19 protein-coding genes are annotated in these 22,993 nt (G+C 71.4%); 9 read left to right on the top strand and 10 right to left on the bottom strand.

The features are described 5' to 3' along the window. The first annotated feature begins 177 nt into the window (after window positions 1-177). On the top strand, window positions 178-1,071 hold the full coding sequence (locus P8T65_RS05235) for a TIGR02452 family protein (RefSeq protein WP_316724214.1): 894 nt from the start codon (window positions 178-180) through the stop codon (window positions 1,069-1,071). On the opposite strand, the gene P8T65_RS05230 is transcribed toward P8T65_RS05235, so the two are convergent. The 6 genes from P8T65_RS05230 to P8T65_RS05205 form a co-directional block, all read right to left on the bottom strand. Continuing rightward, window positions 1,068-1,514 carry a type II toxin-antitoxin system PemK/MazF family toxin gene (locus P8T65_RS05230; RefSeq protein WP_316724213.1) on the bottom strand — a complete coding sequence of 149 codons (447 nt, stop codon included), beginning with the start codon at window positions 1,512-1,514 and terminating at the stop codon, window positions 1,068-1,070. The genes P8T65_RS05235 and P8T65_RS05230 overlap by 4 nt on opposite strands. Before the next feature lie 133 nt (window positions 1,515-1,647). Further along, window positions 1,648-3,060, bottom strand: a complete 1,413-nt coding sequence (locus tag P8T65_RS05225; RefSeq protein ID WP_316724212.1) for an SPFH domain-containing protein — start codon at window positions 3,058-3,060, stop codon at window positions 1,648-1,650. A gap of 160 nt (window positions 3,061-3,220) precedes the next feature. Next, complete coding sequence (locus P8T65_RS05220) at window positions 3,221-3,445, bottom strand: hypothetical protein (RefSeq protein ID WP_033528430.1); 225 nt, start codon at window positions 3,443-3,445, stop codon at window positions 3,221-3,223. Between the two features lie 34 nt (window positions 3,446-3,479). Further along, a complete protein-coding gene (locus P8T65_RS05215; protein WP_316724211.1) occupies window positions 3,480-4,904 on the bottom strand; it encodes an amidase in 1,425 nt (474 codons plus the stop codon). 151 nt (window positions 4,905-5,055) lie between these two features. Continuing rightward, window positions 5,056-6,093 (bottom strand): helix-turn-helix domain-containing protein, encoded by a 1,038-nt coding sequence (locus P8T65_RS05210; RefSeq protein WP_316724209.1) that lies wholly within the window; start codon window positions 6,091-6,093, stop codon window positions 5,056-5,058. Between the two features lie 183 nt (window positions 6,094-6,276). Continuing rightward, window positions 6,277-7,284 carry an alpha/beta hydrolase gene (locus P8T65_RS05205; RefSeq protein WP_316724208.1) on the bottom strand — a complete coding sequence of 336 codons (1,008 nt, stop codon included), beginning with the start codon at window positions 7,282-7,284 and terminating at the stop codon, window positions 6,277-6,279. Window positions 7,285-7,787: 503 nt separating this feature from the next. On the opposite strand from P8T65_RS05205, the gene P8T65_RS05200 reads away from it, so the two are divergent. After that, entirely contained in the window at window positions 7,788-8,822 is a 1,035-nt protein-coding gene (locus P8T65_RS05200; RefSeq protein WP_316724207.1) for a LacI family DNA-binding transcriptional regulator, read from the top strand. Window positions 8,823-8,858: 36 nt separating this feature from the next. Here the strand turns inward: P8T65_RS05200 and trxA are convergent, their stop codons facing one another. Then, on the bottom strand, window positions 8,859-9,245 hold the full coding sequence (gene trxA, locus P8T65_RS05195) for a thioredoxin (protein ID WP_184902431.1): 387 nt from the start codon (window positions 9,243-9,245) through the stop codon (window positions 8,859-8,861). A gap of 130 nt (window positions 9,246-9,375) precedes the next feature. On the opposite strand from trxA, the gene P8T65_RS05190 reads away from it, so the two are divergent. The 4 genes from P8T65_RS05190 to P8T65_RS05175 all read left to right on the top strand — a co-directional run bounded on the left by P8T65_RS05190 (window position 9,376) and on the right by P8T65_RS05175 (window position 16,252). Continuing rightward, window positions 9,376-10,842, top strand: coding sequence for an NAD(P)/FAD-dependent oxidoreductase (locus tag P8T65_RS05190; RefSeq protein WP_316724206.1), 1,467 nt, complete (start codon window positions 9,376-9,378; stop codon window positions 10,840-10,842). Window positions 10,843-11,696: 854 nt separating this feature from the next. Further along, complete coding sequence (locus P8T65_RS05185; protein WP_316731485.1) at window positions 11,697-11,963, top strand: AbfB domain-containing protein; 267 nt, start codon at window positions 11,697-11,699, stop codon at window positions 11,961-11,963. A 43-nt stretch (window positions 11,964-12,006) separates the two neighbouring features. Beyond that, window positions 12,007-14,313, top strand: coding sequence for a beta-L-arabinofuranosidase domain-containing protein (locus P8T65_RS05180; RefSeq protein ID WP_316724205.1), 2,307 nt, complete (start codon window positions 12,007-12,009; stop codon window positions 14,311-14,313). Between the two features lie 292 nt (window positions 14,314-14,605). Then, the gene (locus P8T65_RS05175; protein WP_316724204.1) at window positions 14,606-16,252 is read left to right on the top strand and encodes a ricin-type beta-trefoil lectin domain protein; all 1,647 of its coding nucleotides are present in this window, start codon (window positions 14,606-14,608) and stop codon (window positions 16,250-16,252) included. Between the two features lie 201 nt (window positions 16,253-16,453). On the opposite strand, the gene P8T65_RS05170 is transcribed toward P8T65_RS05175, so the two are convergent. Next, entirely contained in the window at window positions 16,454-17,113 is a 660-nt protein-coding gene (locus P8T65_RS05170) for a peptide deformylase (protein ID WP_316724203.1), read from the bottom strand. 197 nt (window positions 17,114-17,310) lie between these two features. Between P8T65_RS05170 and P8T65_RS05165 the strand changes: the two genes are divergently transcribed. Continuing rightward, a complete protein-coding gene (locus P8T65_RS05165; RefSeq protein ID WP_316724202.1) occupies window positions 17,311-18,720 on the top strand; it encodes a PepSY domain-containing protein in 1,410 nt (469 codons plus the stop codon). A gap of 9 nt (window positions 18,721-18,729) precedes the next feature. Here P8T65_RS05165 and P8T65_RS05160 read toward each other — a convergent pair whose 3' ends face one another. Both P8T65_RS05160 and P8T65_RS05155 read right to left on the bottom strand, forming a co-directional pair. Continuing rightward, window positions 18,730-19,179, bottom strand: coding sequence for a MarR family transcriptional regulator (locus P8T65_RS05160; protein WP_316724201.1), 450 nt, complete (start codon window positions 19,177-19,179; stop codon window positions 18,730-18,732). Continuing rightward, on the bottom strand, window positions 19,176-19,691 hold the full coding sequence (locus tag P8T65_RS05155) for a MarR family transcriptional regulator (protein ID WP_316724200.1): 516 nt from the start codon (window positions 19,689-19,691) through the stop codon (window positions 19,176-19,178). Before P8T65_RS05155 ends, P8T65_RS05160 begins: the two co-directional genes overlap by 4 nt. A 155-nt stretch (window positions 19,692-19,846) precedes the next feature. Here P8T65_RS05155 and P8T65_RS05150 point away from each other — a divergent pair, with 155 nt between their 5' ends. Further along, window positions 19,847-20,812: a pirin family protein gene (locus P8T65_RS05150; RefSeq protein ID WP_316724199.1), complete on the top strand. Its 966-nt coding sequence runs from the start codon at window positions 19,847-19,849 to the stop codon at window positions 20,810-20,812. 625 nt (window positions 20,813-21,437) lie between these two features. After that, window positions 21,438-22,661 (top strand): cation:proton antiporter, encoded by a 1,224-nt coding sequence (locus P8T65_RS05145; protein WP_316724198.1) that lies wholly within the window; start codon window positions 21,438-21,440, stop codon window positions 22,659-22,661. The last annotated feature ends 332 nt before the right edge of the window (window positions 22,662-22,993 follow it).

The raw sequence follows: 22,993 nt of genomic DNA, 5'->3' as shown, positions 1-22,993 counted from the left end.
GCGGATCGGCGATCTCCGTCTTCGGGGACTCCTGGCACCTCTTCCCGTACCCGTAGCGGGTTATTCACACGAGGAAACTCCGTTGCGGACACTCCCCAGCATCGCCCAGGATGCGCCCATGAGCACGACGGGGGAGTACGCGCGGGCGGCGCTCGCGCAACACACGGGGGTGACGCGATGAGCGCCCGCCTGCGGGGAATCGCGCAGGAGACCGAGCGGATCGTCGAGGCGGGCGGCTACCGCGCCCCCGCCGGCCACGAGGTCTCCCTCGCGGCGGAGATCGAGGCCGCGCGGTCCGCCACCCGCCTGTACGGCCCGGCCCCGGTGCCGGTCCCGGCGGTCGATCCCGTGCCGTCGACCGTCGAGGTCACGGGCGAGAGCAGCCTGGAGGCCGCCCACCGCCTGACGGCCACCGGCACCACTCCCGTGGCCGTCCTCAACTTCTCCTCCGCGCGCAACCCCGGCGGTGGCTATCTCAACGGCGCCCAGGCCCAGGAGGAAGCCCTCTGTCGGGCCTCCGCCCTCTACACCTGCGTCCGCGAGGCCCGTGCCTTCTACGACCACCACCGCACCCACCGCGATCCGTTCTACACGGACCGTGTCATCCACTCACCCGCCGTCCCCGTCTTCCGGGACGACCGGGGAACCCTCCTCGACACCCCGTACACGACCGGCTTCCTGACCTCGGCCGCCCCGAACGCGTCGGTCGTCCACCGTACGACGCCGGAGCGCGCCCCCGAACTCCCGCGCGCGCTCGCGGTACGCGCCGAGCGCGTCCTGGAGACGGCGGCGGCGCACGGCTACCGCCGCCTGGTCCTGGGCGCCTGGGGCTGCGGCGTCTTCGGCAACGACCCCACGCAAGTGGCGACAGCCTTTCGTGCGCTGCTCATGGACGGCGGCGGTCGTTTCGTCGGTGCTTTCGCGCATGTCGTGTTCGCCGTCCTGGACCGCACGAGGGGAACGTCAACCCGAGTCGCCTTCGAACGAGAGTTCGCAATAGTCGCGCCCCGCCTGGGGCGCGGGGAACTGCGCGACCAGCCACGCACGACCCGCACCCGGCCTACGACCTAACGCCACCCGTACCGCTCCCGCAACCGCTGCACTACGGAGTTGAACCGCATCCGGTCCAGCGCGCACGCCTCCCGCCGCATGCCCGCCTCGTGCAGCCGCAGCACCCGGTCCACGTCCACCCACGAGTCACGTCCCGACCGGTCCCACGGCCCGCTCCCGATCGGCACCCACTCCCGGTCCCCGACGTGCCGCTTGCTCGACAACTGCACGGCGAGCAGGGTCCCTCCGGGCTCCCGGGCCACGACCAGCACGGGCCGGTCCTTCCCCCGCCCGTCGTTCTCCTCGAAGGGCACCCACGTCCAGACGATCTCCCCGGGATCCGGGTCCCCGTCGTACGCGGGCGAATACTCGGTCCGCACCCGCCCGACCTCACGGGGATCGGCTTCGGTGGTGGCGGTGGGCCCGTATCGCCCTGGTACGTCCTGCTCGGCAAAGGAAGTCACGCCCTCACGCTAGCCGTAGCGTGGACCCGCGCCTCGTCAGGGGTGTGGGTCCGTGTCGATCTGCGGCTCCGCCGCGTGGGCGCGATCAACCCCCTACCACCCGCAGTCGACCACTGCAGTCGAGGCCACGGCGCTACGCATCCTTGTCGACCTGCACCTTCTCCACCTTCTCCACCGGCACACCACTGACCCCGGCCGAGCCGCCGGCAGGCACCCCGTTCTGGTTCATCGAGGCCAGCAACTGCCGCGCCAGCCCCAACCCCGTCCCGCCCATCGTGAGCGCCTTGGCGAACATGTCCGCCATCCCGTCGGCCCCGTTGAGCAGCACCATGTTGTCGACGTTCCCGAACGCGGACGCCCCCGCCTGCACGATCTCCGGCCACCGCTCGGCCAGTTGCTGCGCAATCACCGCTTCCTGGTTCTCCGCCAGCGCGGCGCTCCGCGCCTTGATGCCCTCGGCCTCAGCGAGCCCCTTCGCCCGTGTGGCCTCGGCGACCGCGAGCCCCTTGGCCTGCCGGGCGGCGGCCTCGGCCTCACCGGTGACCTGCGTCGCGGTCGCCTCGGCGGCGGCCGCCAGTTCGGTCTCCTTGGCCTTCGCCTGCGCGGCGGAGATACGGGCGTCGCGCTCGGCCTCGGCGAGGGTCCGCTTCTCGTAGGCCTTGGCGTCGGCCGGCTTGCGGACGTCCGCCTGGAGCTGCTGCTCGCGCCGGGACGCCTCCAGCTCCGCGACCCGGGTCTCCTGGACGACGACCTCCTGCCGGGCGGCGGCCTCGGCCAGGGGGCCGGCCTGCTTGGCCTTGGCCGAGGCGTTGTCCCGCTCGGCCTGGTAGCCGGCCTGGAGGATCTCGCTGTCCCGGGTGGCCTCCGCCATGCGCGCGGCGGCCTGCTGCTCGGCCTCGGTGGCGAGCCGGTTGGCCTCGGCCTGCGCGATACGGGCGTCCCGCTGGACGGCCGCCGCGTGCGGCATGGCCAGGTTCTTGATGTAGCCGGTCGGATCCTCGATCTCGTGGATCTGCAACGAGTCGACGATCAGACCCAGTTTCTCCATCTCCGTACCGCACGCGGCCCGCGTCTGACCGGTCAGCTTCTCGCGGTCACGGATCATGTCCTCGACCGTCAACCCGCCCACGATGGACCGGAGATGACCGGCGAACACGTTGTGCACCCGCTCCGAGACCCGTTTCTGCTGGCCGAGGAATCGGCGTGCGGCGTTGGCGATGGACACGAAGTCGTCGCCCACCTTGAAGATGACCACGCCCCGGATCTTCAGCGGAATGCCCTGGAAGGTCACACACTCCACGGCCAGCTCGGTCTGGTTGAGGTCGAGCGACAGCTTGCGCACCGCCTGCATCCCGGGCAGCACGAGCGTGCCGCGCCCGGTGACGATACGGAAGTTCATGCCCTCCGTCAGGCCCTCCATCTTGTGCTTGGAGCCGGAGATGATCAGGGCCTCGTTCGGTTCGGCGACACGCCACATGAGTTTGAACAGAGCGATCAGTACCAGAGCCACCGCTGCGGTCGCCCCCGCGATGATGCCGACGAACATCGGCGCACCCCCCTCGGCCTGGTGCCCTTTCGGCACCGAACGTCGGGAGTGTCCCGCGTGGTTCAGCGGGGGTACAGGTACCGGGAGACCGTTGTTGCAGTCCTGATGCCAACCGGTTCCCGAAAGCCGACAGAGCACGGTCCGAGCACCTCACGGACCGTCAACTGTCGTACGCCGCCGACACATACACGGTGCGCGGCGGCAGATACTCCATCACCGTCACCAGGGTCCCCGGTTCGATCCGGTCCTTCGCGGAGGCGGGGTAGGCGAGGAAATGCTCGGCGCCGCCCCGCACCCGGACGATCACCTCGCCGACGAGCCCGGGACCGACCGCACCGGTCACCCGTCCCATCAACCCGACCATCGACGCTTCGTCCATGGTCACAGCCTACGGGGCATGTCCCGGGCTCCGAACCCGCTCAGACGGCGGGCGAGTTCGCGGCTGTGTGCTCCGGCGGCCACAGTTCGTGCCAGCGCTGGTCCGCCTCCAACTGCGCGGCCAGCGACAGCAGGAGGGGCTCACTGTCCGCCGGCCCCAGCAACTGCGCGCCCACCGGCAGCCCTCCCTCCACGAACCCCGCCGGCACGTTCACCCCGGGCCAGCCCAGCACGTTCCACGGCCAGGCGAACGGGCAGGCCGCGATCATCGCCCGGTCGGTGCCGAGCCCGCCGAGGTTCAGCATGGCGCCGACGCGGGGTGGGGGAGCGGCGGTCGTCGGGGCCAGCAGCACGTCGTACGACGAGAAGAGCGCGCCGATCCGGCGGTGCAGCGCGACCTCCGCGCGGCGGGCCAGCCGCAGCGGCGCTCCGCCGAGCAGCCGGCCGAGGCGGGCGGCGTCGAGGGTGCGCCGGTCGAGGAGGCCCTGCTCGGTGATGGCGCCGACCCGTTCGGCGATACCGGCGGTGGCGCGCGGGACGAACGTCAGCCCGATCTGCCCGTACCGGGGCTCCGCCTCCTCCACCACGTGCCCGAGCGCGGCGAGGCGCTCCGCCACCGCCCGCACCCGCTTCTCCACGCGAGCGTCGAGCCGTGCGGGCAGCGCGGTGAACGGCGGCTTCAGCGACAGAGCGATCCGGAGCCGGCCCGGATCCCTCCCGACGGCCGCGGAGGCGTCGATCGCGTCCGGCCGGTGCAGGTCGCCCTGGTGGTTGCCGCTCGCCGCGTCGAGGAGGAGTGCGGCGTCGGCGACGGTGCGGGCGAGGGTGCCGTTGACGGTGATGCCCTGGAAGGACTCCGCGAGCGGCCAGGTCGAGATGCGGCCGCGCTGCGGCTTGATGCCGACGAGATGGGTCCAGGAGGCCGGGATACGGACCGAGCCGGCGCCGTCCGAGCCCAGCGCGGCCGGTACCAGCCCGGCGGCGACGGCCGCCGCCGAGCCGCCGGAGGAGCCGCCCGGGGTGTGGTCCGGGTGCCAGGGGTTCCGGGTGGCGCCGAAGGCCGGCCCCTCGGTGAACGGCCACTGGCCCAGCTCGCAGGTGTTGGTCTTGCCGACGACGATCGCCCCGGCCGCGCGCAGCCGCCGTACGGCCTCGCCGTCCTCCGGCAGCGAGGGGAACTCGCCCTGGCAGCCGAACGCGGTCGGCTCCCCGGCCACGTCCATGTCGTCCTTCACGGCCACCGGGACACCGAGCAACGGCCGCCGCCCGCCCTCCGCCAGCTCCTTGTCCGCCGCCTCCGCCTCCACGAGCGCCGCCTCGGCACGCACCCGCCGGAACGCGTTCACGGTCCCCTGACTCGCCTCGATCCGCGCCAGCGCCACCTCCACCAGCGCCCGCGACGTCACCTCCCCGGCGGCCAGCGCCCGAGCACACTCCACGAGACCCGGCGCACGGTCCACACCCATACGGAACACCTCCGGAAGCAGGATTTTCTACCGAACGGTAACGTCCAGTCGGCCACGGCGGTACGGGGAACACGCGATGAGCGGCGGGGGCCGCGATTCTCGGGGAGGCGGCGAGGTGCCGCGCTGTCGCTGCCGCCGCCCCGGGGGTCGCTCAGCCGCGGGCCAAGTGGCGCATGGTGAGGGCCAGATGGAGGCGGAGGCGGCCCTGGGGGGTGCGGACCGGCCAGCCGAGGAGGGCCTCGGCGTGGATCAGGCGGTCCTGGAGGGTGGAGTGGTGGACGTTGACGGCGGTGGCCGCGGACCGCAGGCTGGCCGTCGAGGCGACCGCGTGGAGTGTCGCCAGCATCCAGGGCGAGTCCGCTGCCGCCCGCTCCAAGTCCCGTACGTCGGGCGGGGGTTCGGCTCCGGGGACGATCAGTTCGGCGAGAAGGGCGATGCCGCCGAGGTCGTCGGCGCGCACCACCCGCTCACCGGGATCCCGCGCGGAGCCCTCGGCCGTGAACCGCAACGCGGTCCGCGCGCCGTCCCAGGACCCGGGCAGCCCGAGCACCGGCACCGCGGGCCCGACCCCCACCCGTCCGTCGGGCAGCCCGGCCCCACCGGCCGCCCCCGCGTCCCGCGCGTCCCCGCGTACGCGCAGGATGCGGGGACGGCCCCCGAGGGGAGCGACGGCGCGGGCCAGGGCCGTGGGGTCGTCGGGATCGAGGCAGAGGCGTCGGGCGGCGTGGAGACGGTCCCGCTCGGTGACGGTGGGATCGAGGACGGTCTCGACGAGCGCCGGGTCGTCGGTGGGGGAGACGGGAGCGCGCCCCCGGGTCCGGTCCAGCACCAGCCGCAGGGCGCCGGCCGCCCGCTCCAGGATCACCGCGTCCACCACGCTCGGCTCGGCGCCCCCGGCCCGCTCCAGCCAGAGCGCGGGCGCGCCGCCGGGGACGACCGCGGCGGACGGCCAGGCCGGGTCCGGCGGCAGATCACTGTCCTGGCGCCGCCCGTCGGGCTCCACCCGGACCCGTACGCGCCGCTCGGCGTCGACCAGCCGCGCGGGACACCCCGCCAGTACGGCGGCCCCGCGCACCAGCGCCTCCAGCCCGGCCCGCGCCTCGGCCAGCGTGTCGAAGTAGGCGATGACCCGCACGGCCGCCCCCGCATCCGGATCCACCGCGGTCAACCGCCCAGCGAGCTCTTTCATGAGCCCATAGTGCGGCATGGCTCCGCCGGTGGACCGGCTCGTCCGACTGCGGCCGAGTGGCCGCAGGCCCTCAAGGGGCGCGGGGAACTGCGCGGCCCGCCCCCACCGGACGGACGCCTGGGGGTCGAAGGGGCGCAGCCCCTCGCGTGGATGGGACGGGTAGGGGCGGCGGGGGCGAGAAAGCTACTCCCCGATCAGCCGCCGCAACCACCGCACATGCGCCTCCCGACAGTCCCGAGACACCGCCGCCTGCGGAGCCAACCCGTCGAACCCATGAAATCCCCCCGCCCAGACGTGCAGCTCCGCCACCCCACCCGCCTGCCACAACCGAGACGCATAGGCCACCACCTCGTCCCGGAACGTCTCCGCCGACCCCACGTCCAGAAACGCCGGAGGCAACCCCGACAGATCCTCCGCCCGCGCCGGCGCCGCGTACGCGGACACCTCCGGCCCACCCCGCCGCGCCCCCAGCAGCGCCGTCCATCCCGTCTCGTTGGCCGTCCGGTCCCACACCCCCAGCCCCGCCATCTGGTGCACGGACGGCGTGTCGTTGCGGTCGTCGAGCATCGGGCACATCAGCACCTGCCCGAGCGGCCGGGGCCCCTTCCGGTCCCGCGCGAGCAGCGCGAGCGCGGCGGTCAGCCCACCGCCCGCGCTCGCTCCCGCGATCACGATCCGCCCGGCGTCGCCGCCGAACTCGTCCGCGTGCTCGGCCGTCCACAGCAGCCCCGTGTAGACGTCCTCCACAGGCGCCGGGTGCGGATGCTCGGGTGCCAGCCGATACTCCACCGACACCACGACCGCGCCCAGCTCCCGGGCCCAGGTCAGTGGTTCGTCGACCCCGACCCGGTTGGTGCCGACGACCATGCCGCCGCCGTGGACGTGGTAGATGACCGGCAGCGGACCCGGCTTCGCGGGGGCGGCGGGGCGGCAGATGAGCAACGAGATCTCCGGCGCGCCCTCGGGCCCCGGCACCAGCCGGTCCTCGACCTCGAAGAACCCGTCCATGGTGAGGTCCAGCCGGGCGAGCATCTCGATGCCCGGCCCCTGGCGCATCAGGGGGATGTCCTCGATGCTCAGCTCGCGCGGAACCATGTCCTTCAACGCCTCCAGAGCCGCGGCGAGCTCCGGGTCGAAGGGGGGGGCGGGATCATGGTCATGGGCTTCTCCTCGTGCGGGTACCGCGGCCACGGTGCGTACCGCGACGCGCGCGGGCGGTTCGTACCGTGATGATGGGCGTCGCGGCGGGGCACTTGGACGCCGTCGTACGGCGGAGCTTGCCCGCCGATCGGCGGGTGGCCGTGGGGGGTCCGGAGCGGCGTCGCACCCATGGCCAACACATAGTTCACGCCATAGCTTTCGGGCTTCATCGCCACAGGACACCCACACGGGTGACCGAAGAGTGGACGGGCAAGAGGCGCCCAACCGCACTGCCGCGCACCGGTCATACGCCTTTGGCCAGGCACGGCGTCACCCGTCGGGCGCGCGGGCCGACAGGTCGTACGTGTATGCGGGGTGGCCCTCGGCCCGCCCAGGTGGAGATGGCGCGAAATGGCTGCCGGGTTGCACAGATTTCGAACAGATTCGCCAAACTGCCCTGCCACAAAGATCGGTGGCCCGAACCCGAGCTCCCGCATGGCCGGCACGCCCCCGGCCGGAACGACCTTCACCGCTTCTGCAAGGATGCCGTCCTCATGGTGCAGATACCGAAAGAGCCCGCCCCGCCCTCGCCCCTGCAGCGATCCGTGCCGACCAGCTCCGACGTGGCTCGACTCGCGGGTGTCTCACGCGCGACGGTCAGCTACGTCCTGAACAACACCAGCGCGGTCCGGATCAGCGAACCCACCCGCCGTCGGGTCCACGAGGCGGCCAAGGAACTCGGCTACGTACCCCACGCGGCGGCCCGCAGCCTGCGCGCCGGCCACAGCCGCCTGGTCCTCATGCCCACCCCGAACGTGCCCATCGGCCCGCTCTACAGCCAGTTCATCAACGAGATCCAGTGGGCCCTGAGTCGGCTCGACTACACCGTCGTACAGCACGGCGGCATCGGCCTGCGCGGTGACGACGCCGCCCGCGCCTGGGCCGAACTGCGCCCGGTCGCCGTGATCGTGCCCGGTGTCGGTATCGGCCCGCAGGGCGTGGCCGTCCTCAAGCGCTCCGGAGCCAAGGCCGTCGTCACCCTCACCCCCGAACCCGTCGAGGGCGCCCACGCGTTGATCCTGGACCACACGGGCGTCGGCCACAGCGCGGGACGGCACCTGGTCGAGCGCGGCCGCCGCCGGATCGGGGTCGTCGTTCCCGAGGAGCCCGGCTTCGGGGCCTTCTCCCAGCCCCGCCTCGCCGGCGTACGACGCGCCGTGCAGGGCACGGAGGCGACGGTCACCGAGCTGCCGCTCGCGTACGACGAGGCGGCCGCCGCACGGCTCGCCCGTGACTGGCGGTCCCGCGGGCTGGACGCGGTGTTCGCCTACAACGACGAGTACGCGATGCTGCTGATGCGGGCCCTGCAGGACGAGGGCATCGGCATCCCCGACGAGACGGCCGTGGTCGGGGCCGACGACCTGATGATCGGACGGCTGCTGCGGCCGCGCCTCAGCACCGTCCACCTGGAACTGCCGTCCGGGCGCGACCTCGCCGAACTGGTCGACCGCGTGGTGCGCGACCCCACCACGATCCCCACGACGCACGACGTACTGGCCGCGAGGATCGTCCACCGTGAGTCGAGCTGAACGCGCCCGGGTGACGAATCCGGGCGACGGGTCCGGCTACTGACCGTTCTGCTCGACCTGAGCCTGCTGCTCGGCGACGGCCTTGCGGACCTCGTCCATGTCCAGCCTGCGGGCCTGCCCGATGACGTCGGTCAGCGCCGCCTCCGGCAGCGCGCCCGGCTGCGCGAACACCGCGACCTGGTCACGGACGATCATCAGCGTCGGGATCGACTGGATACCGAAGGCCTGCGCCAGCTCCGGCTGGGCCTCGGTGTCGACCTTGCCGAACACCAGGTCGGGGTTCTCGTCGGCCGCCTTCTCGTAGACCGGGGCGAACTGCCGGCACGGCCCGCACCAGGACGCCCAGAAGTCGATCAGGACGAACTCGTTGTCGGTGACCGTCTGGTCGAAGTTCTCCTTGGTGAGCTCCACGGTGCTGCTCATGGCGTGCATCCCTCTTCCTGGTCTCTCTAGGTGCTCGGGCGAGCCGCTCTCGACAACGCCACCCCGCGGTGGCGTATTCCGCGCGCGTACCCGTGTGGCCACGGCGCACACCACCAACCAGACTGGCCCCATGACGGATACGGAAAACATCGGAACCACCGAGAGCGCGGCTGAAGCGACGGCGATCGAGTACGACGTCGTGGTGCTCGGTGCCGGACCCGTGGGGGAGAACGTCGCCGACCGCACCCGCGCCGCCGGACTGTCCACCGCGATCGTGGAGAGCGAGCTGGTCGGCGGCGAATGCTCGTACTGGGCGTGCATGCCCAGCAAGGCCCTGCTGCGCCCCGCGATCGCCCGCGCCGACGCCCGCCGCGTCCCCGGCCTGCGTCACCTGGTCGACGGCCCGCTGGACGCCGCCGACGTGCTCGCCCACCGCGACTACGAGACGGCCCACTGGAAGGACGACGGCCAGGTGGGCTGGCTGGAGAGCGTCGGAGCGACCCTCTACCGGGGGCACGGGCGCCTGGCCGGACCCCGCCGCGTGGTCGTGGACGCCCCCGACGGCGGCCGCCACGTCCTCACCGCCCGGCGCGCGGTGGTCGTCTCCACCGGCAGCCGCGCCCTCCTGCCCGACCTGCCGGGAATCGCGCAGGTCCGGCCCTGGACCAGCCGGGAGGCCACCAGCGCGCAGCAGGTGCCCGGCCGGCTGATCGTCGTCGGCGGCGGTGTCGTGGCCGTCGAGATGGCCACCGCCTGGCGCTCCCTCGGCTCCGAGGTCACCGTCCTCGTCCGCGGCAAGGGACTGCTGCCCCGGATGGAACCCTTCGCCGGCGAACTGGTCGCCGAGGCGCTCACCGAGGCGGGCGCGGACGTCCGCACGGGTACGTCGGTGAAGGCGGTGTCCCGCGAGAACGGGACCGTGGTGGCCCTGACCGACACAGGCGACCGACTGGAGGCCGACGAGATCCTCTTCGCCACCGGTCGCGCCCCGCGCACCGACGACATCGGCCTCGACACGATCGGCCTGGAACCGGGCTCCTGGCTGCCCGTCGACGACAGCCTGCGGGTGACGGGCAGCGACTGGCTGTACGCGGTCGGAGACGTCAACCACCGCGCGCTCCTCACCCACCAGGGCAAGTACCAGGCCCGGATCGCGGGGGCCACCATCGCCGCCCGTGCGGCCGGCGTCCCGCTCCTGGAGAGCGATCCGTGGGGTGCCCACGCGGCCACCGCCGACCACGCGGCCGTCCCCCAGGTCGTCTTCACCGACCCCGAGGCCGCCGCCGTCGGCCTCTCGCTGGCCGAGGCCGAACAGGCCGGCCACCGCGTCCGCGCGGTCGACGTCGAGTTCTCCTCCGTCGCGGGCGCGGGCCTGTACGCCGACGGCTACCGGGGCCGCGCCCGCATGGTCGTCGACCTGGACCGTGAGATCCTCCGCGGCGTCACCTTCGTCGGCCCTGCCGTCGGCGAGCTCATCCACTCCGCCACCATCGCGGTCGCGGGAGAGGTCCCGATCGACCGCCTCTGGCACGCGGTGCCGTCGTACCCGACGATCAGCGAGGTGTGGCTGCGGCTGCTGGAGGCGTACCGAGGCTGAAACGCGGAGCGGGGCGATCGGGACGATCGGGGCCGCGCGGCCGGCCGGGCGCCGTTCGGTGGGGGCGCGCGGTCGGCGCGCCGACGTCGGCGTCGGCCGGCCGAGAAGGAGACCCGCACCCGCGAACGGGTGAGTCTCCCAGTACCGGCGGTGCCATGCCCTGCCAACTCCACGCCCACGAGGGAACGAGGGTGGCACGGTGACCGAGTTCCTGTTGTTCCTCCTAGCTGACCGCTGAGCGGTCCATCGGGACAGCCCGGACGACGTGATCGGCACCTTGCGCAGCCGCGATGTCCTCGCCCTGGATCTCCAGGAGCGCCTGCTCGCCCCTGTCGCCGACCTGGTCACGAGCCTCTGCCGGCCCCGGACATCCTGCCGGCCGACCGACTCTCGGCGTCCTCGCCCGCCGAATCCACCGAGAGCGGATTCAGCACTCTGGGCGGCTATATCCCCCTTGTCCCCCGAACAGGCATGCCATGTCTGACGAAACTGAAGGCATACCCGTCAGAAACATTGACGTCATCACGCCCCAAATCTATTTTCTGCTCGAACTACCGCACGTTGTTCGCAATATCGAACGAGGGGAGGTCTCGCTACAGCGATCGGCCAAGCGGACCGGCCAAGCCGGAGGAAGAGTTGAAGAGACCCGTGAGAACGCTGCTCGCCCTGCTGGGGCCGCTGCTGCTGGTCCTGCTCTGCGTCCCCGCCCTCCACGGCACCGCCGCCGCGGCCGTCCCGCCGGCCGGGCAGGTCACGCGGCACACGATGACCGCGTTCACCAACTCCAGTGAGTCGAACCCGTACAGAAGACGGTCCCCGTCGGTGTCACTCCGCCCACGAACCCCACCAGGTGGCTGCGTTCGGTCAACCACCCCGACCGGTACGCCGCCGTCCGCACCGACAGCCTCGGCCACATCGACCCGGTGCGCGCCTCCAGCATCACCGCCGTCAAGCAGGGGGCCGCTCCCACCGTCGTGCCCGGCCTCGCCGACGCCAACCGCTACACCTTCCGCGACTCCTGCGCCCGCCCTCTCCGCTACCTGCGCCACCACGTCCACGCGCTGCGTCTGAGTTCCTCCAGAACACCGACACCTTCCGCGCCGACAGTTCCTTCACCGTAGTCACCCCTTGGACCTGGCCACTTCCGCTCACCGAAAGGTTCAGATGTCTTCCTCCCTCAGTAGACGGCGCCTCCTGCAAGCAGCCGGGGTCACCGTCGTCGCCTCTGTCACCGGGCCCCTCGTCGGCGCATCCTCCGCCCGTGCGGTCGTCCTTCCCGCCAGGGCCGACATCGGGGTCTCGGCCCACCCCTTCGAGATCGGCCAGGTCCGGCTGACCGCGAGCCGCTGGCTGGACAACCAGGACCGTACGCGGAACTACCTACGGTTCGTCGACGTGGACCGGCTGCTGTACAACTTCCGCGCCAACCACAAGCTGTCCACCAACGGCGCGGCCGCCACCGGCGGCTGGGAGGCGCCCAACTTCCCCTTCCGCACCCACGTTCAGGGCCACTTCCTCACGGCATGGGCGCAGCTGTACGCCGTGACCGGGGACACCGTCTGCCGGGACAAGGCCACGTACATGGTGGCGGAGCTGGCCAAGTGCCAGGCCAACAACAGTGCCGCCGGTTTCAACGCCGGGTACCTCTCCGGCTATCCCGAGTCCGACTTCACCGCTCTTGAGCAGCGGACCCTGACCAACGGCAACGTGCCGTACTACACCATCCACAAGACCCTCGCCGGCCTGCTGGACGTGTGGCGCCTCATCGGCAGCAACCAGGCCCGTGACGTTCTGCTCGGCCTGGCGGGGTGGGTCGACCTGCGCACCGGCCGGCTGACCGACCAGCAGATGCAGGCCATGCTGCAGACCGAGTTCGGAGGCATGAACACCGTGCTGACCGACCTCTACCAGCAGACCGATGACGCGCGATGGCTCACCGTCGCCCAGAGGTTCGACCACGCCGCGGTGTTCGACCCGCTGGCGGCCAACCAGGACAAGCTGGGCGGACTGCACGCCAACACCCAGGTACCCAAGTGGACAGGGGCCGCGAGGGAGTTCAAGGCCACCGGCACGACCCGTTACCGGGACATCGCCACCAATGCCTGGAACTTCACCGTGGACGCGCACACCTATGCCATCGGCGGCAACAGCCAGGCGGAGCACTTCCGCGCCCCGAACGCCATCGCCGGCTACCTGAACAACGACACGTGCGAGAGCTGCAACACCTTCAACATGCTCACCCTCACCCGTGAGTTGTTCACGCTGGACCCGAACCGGTCCGAGCTCTTCGACTACTACGAGCGGGCGTGGCTGAACCAGATGATCGGCCAGCAGAACCCGGCCGACGACCACGGTCACGTCACCTACTTCACCCCGCTCAAGCCGGGCGGCCGGCGCGGTGTGGGCCCGGCGTGGGGCGGCGGCACCTGGAGCACCGACTACGGAACCTTCTGGTGCTGCCAGGGCACGGGCCTGGAGATGCACACGAGGCTGATGGACTCCATCTACTTCCGCACCGACACCACCCTCATCGTGAACATGTTCGTGCCCTCGGTACTGAACTGGACCCAGCGCGGCATCACGGTCACCCAGACCACCTCGTATCCGACCAGCGACACCACGAACCTGCAGGTCACCGGAAGTGTCAGCGGTACCTGGGCGATGCGCATCCGTATCCCCGGCTGGACCAACGGGGCCACCGTCAGCGTCAACGGTGTCAAGCAGAACATCGCCACCGACCCCGGCAGCTACGCCACCCTGAGCCGTTCCTGGACCTCCGGCGACACGGTCACCGTCCGCCTGCCCATGCGGGTCGTGATGCGAGCGGCGAACGACAACGCGAACGTCGCCGCGATCACCTACGGCCCGGTCGTCCTGTCGGGCAACTACGGTGACACCGCGCTCAGTTCGCTGCCGACGCTGAACACGTCCTCGATCACGCGGACCAGCAGCAGTTCGCTCGCCTTCACCGCCACCGCCAACGGTTCCACCGTCAACCTGGGCCCGTTCCACGACGCGCACGGCCACAACTACACCGTCTACTGGAACACCACCGGCAGCGTCCGTCTGGTCAACGCGGCCAGTGGTCTGCTGCTGGGCATCCAGAACATGTCCACGGCCGACGGCGGCCGCGCTCTGCAGTGGTCGGACAACGGCACCGCCGACCACGACTGGTACATGATCACCGACGGGAGCGCGGTCCGCTTCCGCAACGCCCACAGCGGCAAGGTGCTCGGCGTTCTGAACATGTCCACCGCGGACGGCGCGACGGTCCTGCAGTGGTCGGACAACGGCACCGCCGACCACCGGTGGAGCCTGCTCGACCAAGGGGACGGCACCTACAAGATCCGCAACGCCAACAGCGGCAAGCTGCTCGCCATCGCGGGCAACTCCACCGCCGTGGGCGCGTTCGCGGTCCAGGACGCGGACGACGGCACCGCCGACAACCGGTGGCGCATCGTGCGGAACTGAGTGCGCCGCGGAACCGGGTTCCCATCGCTCCCTGCCTCCCATCGGCTGCCCGATTCCCCGAAGATCCGCGTCGACGCCGACCGGACCAGGACCATCGGCCCGTGCAACCTGCACTTCCTCCACCAGGGCCGGGACACCGGCGTGAGCACCCCCCCCGACTACCTGAAGCTGCCGTACCGGCAGGGCCTGCTCACCCTGCAGCGCCGACCGGGCGCGTCATCCCGAGCTCGTGACCATGCCCCCAAGGCCCGCACAGCGGCCTCCGCTGTGCGGGCCAGGAAGGACCCCCCTCATGGCCCCCCTGCACACACGACTGCTACGCCTCCTCACAGCCGCCGCGCTGACGCTCACCGCCTGCGTCACCGCCTCCGCCGGTTCGGTCGCCGAGGCCGCACCGGGCAGCCCCGCGCTCACCCCGCCCCTGGGCTGGAACAGTTGGAACAGCTTTGGATGCGGGATCACCGAGGCGCAGGTCCGCCAGGCCGCCGACGCGATGGTGTCCTCCGGTATGAAGGACGCCGGCTACCAGTACGTCGTCGTCGACGACTGCTGGTTCGACCCGCAGCGTGACAGCGCGGGCAACCTCCGGGCCAACCCGACCAAGTTCCCCAGCGGCATGAAGGCGCTGGGCGACTACATCCACAGCAAGGGCCTGAAGTTCGGCATCTACCAGGCGCCCAACGAGAAGACGTGCGCCCAGGGCGTGGGCACCTACCCCGGCTCCACCGGCAGCAAGGGGCACGAGGCACAGGACGCCGCCTCGTTCGCCTCATGGGGCGTGGACTACCTCAAGTACGACTGGTGCTCCGGCAGCGGCACCCTCAGCGAGCAGATCGCACAGTTCACCACCATGCGTGACGCCCTGCGCGCCACCGGACGTCCGATCGTCTACAGCATCAACCCCAACAGCTTCCACGCCCCCACCGGCGCCTCCTACGACTGGGGCCAGGTCGCCGATCTGTGGCGGACGACGGAGGACCTGCTCGACATCTGGCAGAACAACAACACCAACAGCTATCCGATGGGTGTCGGGAACGTCCTGGACATCACCGCGCCGCTGGCCGCGCAGTCGGGCCCAGGCCACTGGAACGACCCGGACATGCTGGTCGTCGGGCGTCCCGGGCTGTCGCTGACCGAGGCCCGCTCCCACTTCGCCCTGTGGTCGCTGCTCTCGGCTCCCCTCATGGCCGGCAATGACATCCGTACCATGTCCGCCGACGTGAGCGCGATCCTCCGCAACCCCCGCCTGCTGGCGGTGAACCAGGACTCGCTGGGCGCGGGCGGGCGCCGGGTGCGCGACGACGGCGCCACCGAGGTCTTCGCCAAGCGCCTGTCCGACGGCTCGGTCGCCGTGGGCCTGTTCAACCGGGGTGACAGCACCGCCACGATCACCACCAACGCCGCACAGGTCGGCCTCACCGGAGGGCCGTTCACCCTCACCGACCTGTGGACCGGCGGCACTTCCAGCACGTCCGGTCAGGTCTCGGCGAGCGTCCCGGCGCACGGTGTCGCCGTGTTCAGGATGAGCGGCGGCAGCCCGCTGGCCTCCACCACCGCCCGCCTGCGCGGTACCGGATCCGGCCGCTGTCTGGATGTGGAAGGCGGGAGCACCGCGGCCGGGACAGCGACGCTGATCTGGGACTGCCACACCGCCGCCAACCAACTGTGGACCACCTGGGCCGGTGGTGAGATCCGCGTCTTCGGCGACAAGTGCCTGGATGCCAACAACCAGGGCACCACCAACGGCACCCAGGTCATCATCTGGCCCTGCAACGGCCAGAACAATCAGAAGTGGACCACGCAGGCCGACGGCTCGATCCGCAACGTCAACGCCGGGCTGTGCCTCGACGCCAACGGGGCCGCCACCGCGAACGGGACCCGACTGATCCTGTGGACCTGCAACGGCCAGAACAACCAGAAGTGGACGTCTCTGGCGTAACCAGCCCCCGGGTGCGCGGGGAGACCTCCCGGCAGGGCAGACCCGGCGGGAAGGGGGCAGCCCCACTGCAGTGCGCCTCGTGCCGCGCTGCGGGGGCTGCCCTCCTCCACCGGAAGGAGGTGTGTACGGGCCTGGCCACCTGCGGGCGCCCCCTGCCCAGCCCTCGGAGACGCCGCAGACGGTCCACGACCTGACGAAGCATTACTGGTCGGGCAGGAGGAAGCCCAGCTCGCGTGCGGCCCTGGCCGGGGTCGGGTCGTTCCAGCGGTCGGCCATCGTCTGGTTCGAGGAGAGGGAACGCAGTTCGGCGTGGTCGAGGTAGAGCGTGCCGTTGAGGTGGTCCGTCTCGTGCTGGACGATCCGGGCGGGCCACCCCGCGAACTCCTCGTCGACCGCCCGCCCGTGCTCGTCGAGCGCCCGTAGCCGCACCTTGGCGTGCCGGGCCACCACTGCCTGCCAGCCCGGCACGCTCAGACAGCCCTCGTAGAACGCGTCACGGAACGACCCGACGGCCTCGTACGCCGGATTGACCAGGACGCGGAACGGTTGCGGCACCCTGCCCCGAGCCAGCCGTACCTCCTCCGGAACCGGCGCGGGGTCCTCGATCACCGCGATGCGCAGGGACACACCCACCTGGGGTGCGGCGAGGCCGACGCCCGGTGCCGCGTGCATGGTGGCGCGCAGGGCGGCGACGAAGCGGGCGAGGAGACCCGCGTCCAGCTGGCCGTCGAAGGGCTCGGCGGTGCGGCGCAGCACCGGGTCGCCCGCGGCGACGATCGGCAGCGGCCCCTCGTGGGCGAGGAGTTCCTCGACCCGGTCGCTCAGGGGGCGGGACTCGGGGCGGTCACGTTCGGAAGCCATCGGGCCAGGATGCCAACCGGGTGCGCGCGACGCGAGGCGGCTCTCGCACGGCTGCCCGCGCGACCGCCCTGATCGGCGGCGGCCCGACACCGACACCCTCCTTGTGACCCACGTCACAGAGGAGGCGGGGAACTCGGAGCCCGCACGCCCCGACTACTGAACCGCCACGACGTCCCCGCATCCCGGAGCATCCGCCGATGACCATCGCCCCCTCGACCGAGACGGACGAGCGCCAGAAACCCCTCGCCAAGCCGGACCCCTCGCCGAGGGGCTGGGCCGCGCTCCGGCCGCTCGTCCTGCGGCTGCACTTCTACGCGGGCGTCCTCGTCGCCCCGTTCCTGCTGGTCGCCGCCCTGACCGGCGGGGTGTACGCCGCCTCGTTCTCCGTCGAGGACATCGTCTACGCGGACCGGACGACCGTCGCGAAGGTGGGCGGGGAGAAGCTGCCGATCTCCGAGCAGGTAACCGCCGCCCGCGAGGCGCACCCGGAGGGCGAGATCGCCGCCGTACGGCCGTCCTCGGAGGACGACGCGACGACCAGGGTGATGCTGACGGGCGTCGAGGGCATCGACGAGGCCAACACCCTCGCGGTGTTCGTCGATCCGTACACGGCCCAGGTGCGCGGGGCGTTGGAGCAGTACGGCTCCACGGGCGCGCTGCCGGTGCGGACCTGGATCGACAAGTTCCACGCCAATCTCCACCTCGGCGAGCCCGGCCGCCTCTACAGCGAGCTGGCCGCCAGTTGGCTGTGGGTCATCTCGGGCGGCGGCCTGGTGCTCTGGTTCGCCCGCAGCCGCGCCCAGCGCAAGGTGCGCGGCACCTCCGGCCGCCGTCGCGCCCTGGGTCTGCACGGCACGGTGGGCGTCTGGGCGGCCCTCGGGTTCTTCTTCCTCTCGGCGACCGGCCTGACCTGGTCCACGTACGCGGGCGCCAACATCGAGGTCCTGCGTACCGAACTCCATCAGGCGACGCCGGCCGTGTCCGTCGCGGCGGGCGACCACGGCGACCACGGGGGCGGTTCGACGGGCGAAGGGACGGCCGCGGAGGGCGACCTGGACAAGATCCTGGCCGCCGCGCGTGCCGAGGGCCTCGGCGACCCGGTGGAGATCGTGCCGCCCGCCGACGCGTCCTCGGCGTACGTGGTCAAGCAGGTCCAGCGCAGCTGGCCCACCAAGCAGGACGCGGTGGCCGTGGACCCGGCGACCGCCGAGGTCACCGACACCCTTCGGTTCGCCGACTTCCCGATCCTCGCCAAGCTGTCCCGCTGGGGCATCGACGCCCACACCGGCGTCCTGTTCGGCCTCGCCAACCAGCTCCTGCTGATCGCGCTCGCGGCCTCCCTGGTCGTGCTGATCGTCTGGGGCTACCGCATGTGGTGGCAGCGCGGCCGTGCCTCGTCCTTCGGGCGCCCGCTCCCGCGCGGCGCCTGGCAGCACGTACCGCCCCAGATCCTCGTCCCCGCCCTCGCCGTCATCGCGGTCCTCGGCTACTTCGTGCCCCTGCTCGGCATCCCGCTGGCGGCGTTCATCGCGATGGACGTCGTCCTGGGCGAGGTGGCCCACCGGCGCGGCAAGCGGTCGTACGGCGGCCGGGTGGAGACGAAGTAGCGGTCGGGCTCACTTCATCGCGGCCAGCTCGGCGTTGGCGCGTTCGGTGATGAGGGCCAGCGTGCGACCGGCGGCGGCCAGTTCCTCGGCCGGGATGTCGGCGTAGATCCGGGCGGAGACGGGTGCCGTCTCGGCGACGGACCTGCTGTGGGCCTCCTGCCCGGCCTCCGTGATCCTGAGCCGGGACGGCCGCGTGGGGTCCGCCTCCAGCAGTCGCGCGGCGACCAACTCCTCGACCACGGCCCGTATCTCGGCCTTCTCGGCCTTGAGCGAGTCGACGACCTGGTCCACGAGGGCCTCGCGGTCGAGGGGTTCGTCGGAGCCCGCGACGGCCCGCAGGGCCAGCGACTGCTGGAACGTCAGACCGTGTCGGGCCAGGACCTTCTCCAGCACCCCGCGGGCGGCGTAGTGGGCGAGGCCGACGACCCGGGAGTTGAGGACGGGGGCGGTGGTGGTCATGGTTGCTCCTTCTCGTGTTTCTGTGCGGTGGACGGGACGAGCGATACGTCGAGCGTTGGTATGTCGAGCGGTACGTCGAGCAGGGTGGTCAGCTCGCGGGTGAACTCTCGGGTCCGGGCGCCGTCGAGCCCGCCGAGCGGTTCCAGCAACTGATCCATCAATGCCTGGACGACCTCGATCGCGCGCCGGGTGACCTCGCGTCCCTGCTCGGTGAGAGCGAGCTGCACGGCGCGGGGATCGCGGGGGTCCCGGGTGCGTCCGAGAAGTCCGGCGGTCTCCAGGGCGCGGGCCAGCTTGGAGACGTACAGGGCCTCCAGGCCGGTGTGGTCCGCGAGTTGCCGCTGACTGGGCCGCAGTCCGTCCCGGTGCATGCCGTACAACGACGCCACCAGCGCGTACTGCGCGTGCGTCAGCCCCAGCGGAGTGAGCGCGCGGTCGACCGCGACCCGCCACTTCATGGACAGCCGCCAGACGAGAAACCCGGGCGTCGCGCCCTCGATGACCGAACTCATGACAGATACTGTACTTGGCTACTATAGCCATGGCTAGTAAATGTGCCTGCCTTGCGGGGAGGCGGCCGTACGGTCGCCGCGGTCGGCCCTGCCCGCGTCCATGGAGTGCCGGGGGACGACTGACGGCGTGAGCCGGACGGGGCTAGGTTGGGGGCATGAGCAATCTTGATCGCGAGGCGGTGCCCGCGGTGTGCGGCGGCCGGGGCTTCGTGGTGGCCGAGCCGGTTCGTGAACTCCTCAGCCCCCGCCGGGTGAAGCTCGGCGAGTCCACCGAGGTGCGGCGCCTGCTGCCGAACCTGGGCCGCCGCATGGTGGGCGCGTGGGCCTTCGTCGATCACTACGGCCCCGACGACATCGCCGACGAGCCCGGCATGCAGGTGCCGCCGCATCCGCACATGGGTCTGCAGACGGTCAGTTGGCTGCACCAGGGCGAGGTGCTGCACCGCGACTCCACGGGCAGCCTCCAGACCATCCGCCCCCGCGAGCTGGGCCTGATGACCTCCGGCCGGGCGATCAGTCACTCGGAGGAGAGCCCGAAGTCGCACGCCCGCTTCCTGCACGGCGCCCAGCTCTGGGTGGCGCTGCCGGACGGCCACCGGCACACCGACCCGCGCTTCGAGCACCACGCAGAACTGCCCGTCGTCACGGCGGCCGGCCTGAGCGCGACCCTCATCCTCGGCAGCCTGGACGGCGCGACCTCGCCCGGTACGACGTTCACGCCGATCGTCGGTGCCGACCTCACGCTCACGCCGGGCGCCGACCTGCGCCTGCCCCTCGAACCCGACTTCGAGTACGCGGTCCTGTCCATGTCCGGCGAGGCCCACGTGGACGGCGTCCCCGTCCTCCCCGGCTCGATGCTCTACCTCGGCTGCGGCCGCACGGAACTCCCCCTGCGCACCGACACACACGCCTCTTTGATGCTCCTCGGCGGCGAGCCGTTCGAGGAGGAGCTGATCATGTTCTGGAACTGGATCGGACGGTCCCAGGAGGAGATCGAACAGGCCCGCCGGGACTGGATGGAAGGGACGCGGTTCGGAGAGGTGAAGGGGTACGACGGGGCGCCACTGCCCGCACCGGAACTGCCGCCGGTGCCGTTGAAACCGCGGGGAAGGGTGCGTTGACCTGCAGGAATGGTCTGAAGTTGCGCGGTTGACGAGCGTGAGGCGGTCGGGTCCTGCTTCCCGCTCTTGGATCGCTGGCGGGAGCGCGGCGAAGCGGGTCTCGGAAGTGGTATTGGGTGGTGGACGATTCCACAGTGTGGCTGTCTGTGGGCGGCTGCGGCGGGACGTTTGCTGACCTGATGCTTGACTTTGCTGACGCCCCGTCAGGCCCGAGCGGGGGGCTCCTTTCCCAGGTGCGCGGCTTTCGGAGACGTTTGCAGGTTCGGTGGCGTCCGGACCGATGCTGACCTGGCTGGCGGTCGAGTCAGGCGTTGTGGAGAGACGGCGTCGCTCACGCTGCCTCCTTGTTGAGGTTCCACAAATTCCGTTGTCGCCGCTGTCTCCCGGCAGCGCCGCTTGCGTCCGATCCGAGTATCACGCCTGCTGACCTGCAAAAGGAGGGGGACAGAGCCGGCCCGCAGTGCGTTGGCCCGTGACGTCCGTTCCGGTGTCGGATCGGCCTCCTGCGTGGCGCGGGGTGGGGAGCGAGGTCGGCCGCGGTTTGGACGGTGTGCGCGGGTTCGTTCGGTGATGTGACGGAAGGAAGGCGGAGCGAGCGACGATCGCCGACGCGGTGTTCGCGTGTGTGGGAGCGCTGCTGGCGGCGGTGCTGCCCCGGTTGGTGGCTGGACGGCCACTGTCGCTGCCTCTGGTGTTCCTGGTGGCCGGCATCGGCGTGTATCTGCTGCCCTTGCCGCTGCCTGTGATCGATCCGGTGGACGACCGGCTGCTGGCGGAGCACGTCACCGAGATCTGCGTGATCATCGCGCTGATGGGCGCGGGACTGGCGCTCAACCGACCCGTCGGCCGACGTCGCTGGGCCACGACATCGCGGTTGCTGGGCGTCACGATGCCGTTGACCGTCGTGGTCACCGCTCTCGTGGCGTGGTGGCTGCTGGACTGGCCGCCGGCCGCCGCGCTGCTGCTGGCCGCGGTGCTGGCGCCGACCGATCCGGTGCTCGCCTCGGAGGTGCGGGTGGGGGAGCCCACCGAGGACCCCCACGACGAGGACGAGGTGCGGTTCGCCCTCACCAGTGAGGCGGGCCTCAACGACGGGCTCGCATTTCCTTTCCCGTACGCGGCTGTGGCGCTGGCTGCTGCCGCGGGCAGTGACTGGTCGACCGACTGGGTCGGCGCGTGGGTCGTGGAGGACCTCGCGTTCAGGTGCACGGTCGGTGTACTGGGCGGGTTGCTCGTCGGCCGACTGCTGGGCCGACTGTTCTTCCAGGCCCGATCGCCCGTTCTGCGGCTGTCCGAACACCGCGAGGGCTTCGTCGCGCTGGGCGCCACCTTCCTGTCGTACGGGCTGACCGAACTGCTGGGGGGCTACGGCTTTCTCGCCGTGTTCACCACCGCGTGCGCGATCCGGGCAGCTGAGCGCGCTCACGGATTCCACAACGTCCTGCACGACTTCGTGGAGCAGATCGAGCGCCTGTTGACCGCAGCGGTGCTGTTCCTGTTGGGGGCCTTCATCGCGCTGGTGTTGCTGGTGGTGATCCGGCCGCTGTCCGGGTGGGTGGGGCTGCTCGGGGGCCGCTCGCGGGGCCAGGAGCGCCGGGTGGTCGCCGCCTACGGCATTCGGGGCATCGGTTCGTTGTACTACCTCGCCTACGCGCTGGGACAGCACGACTTCCCGGTGCCGGACCGGGCACTGTGGGCGGTGGTGACGTTCACCGTGCTGACTTCGGTCGTGCTGCACGGTGTCACGGCGGGACCGGTGGTGGCCCGACTCGACCGGTCACGGACTGCCCGGCCCCCGCAGCAAGAGGGCACGGACGAAGCGGGCCGCGCCGGGCGTGGTCGGCGATGAGCCGCTCGGCAAGGGCGGGACGCGATCTGGGAGCGCAGCTGGACCTCCACTCGGCCGTGGCGCCTGCGCGCCGACGTTTCCTCCACAGATACGCAGGGGGACCCTGCTATCGGGACGAGGATCCGTGCTGAGTGCCACGGCTCGCGCCGCTTCGCCATTGCCACGTCTCCGGCTGAAGACGGAATGGGGACCAGGGTCTTGGTCGTATCGGTCAACGAAGCGGTCGGCAGGCAGCTTGAGCACGACTCCTTGATCGACACCCCCTCTCTGCGGCGAGGACCGACCGGAGGCGGCACGCCCGTTCACCGCGCGCATGTCGTTGTCAGCAGCCT

Origin of the sequence: Streptomyces sp. 11x1, from assembly GCF_032598905.1 — a bacterium.
Taxonomy (GTDB): Bacteria; Actinomycetota; Actinomycetes; order Streptomycetales; family Streptomycetaceae; genus Streptomyces.
Note: the sequence above shows the minus strand (reverse complement) of the source record. Positions and strands in the feature narration are given on the sequence as shown.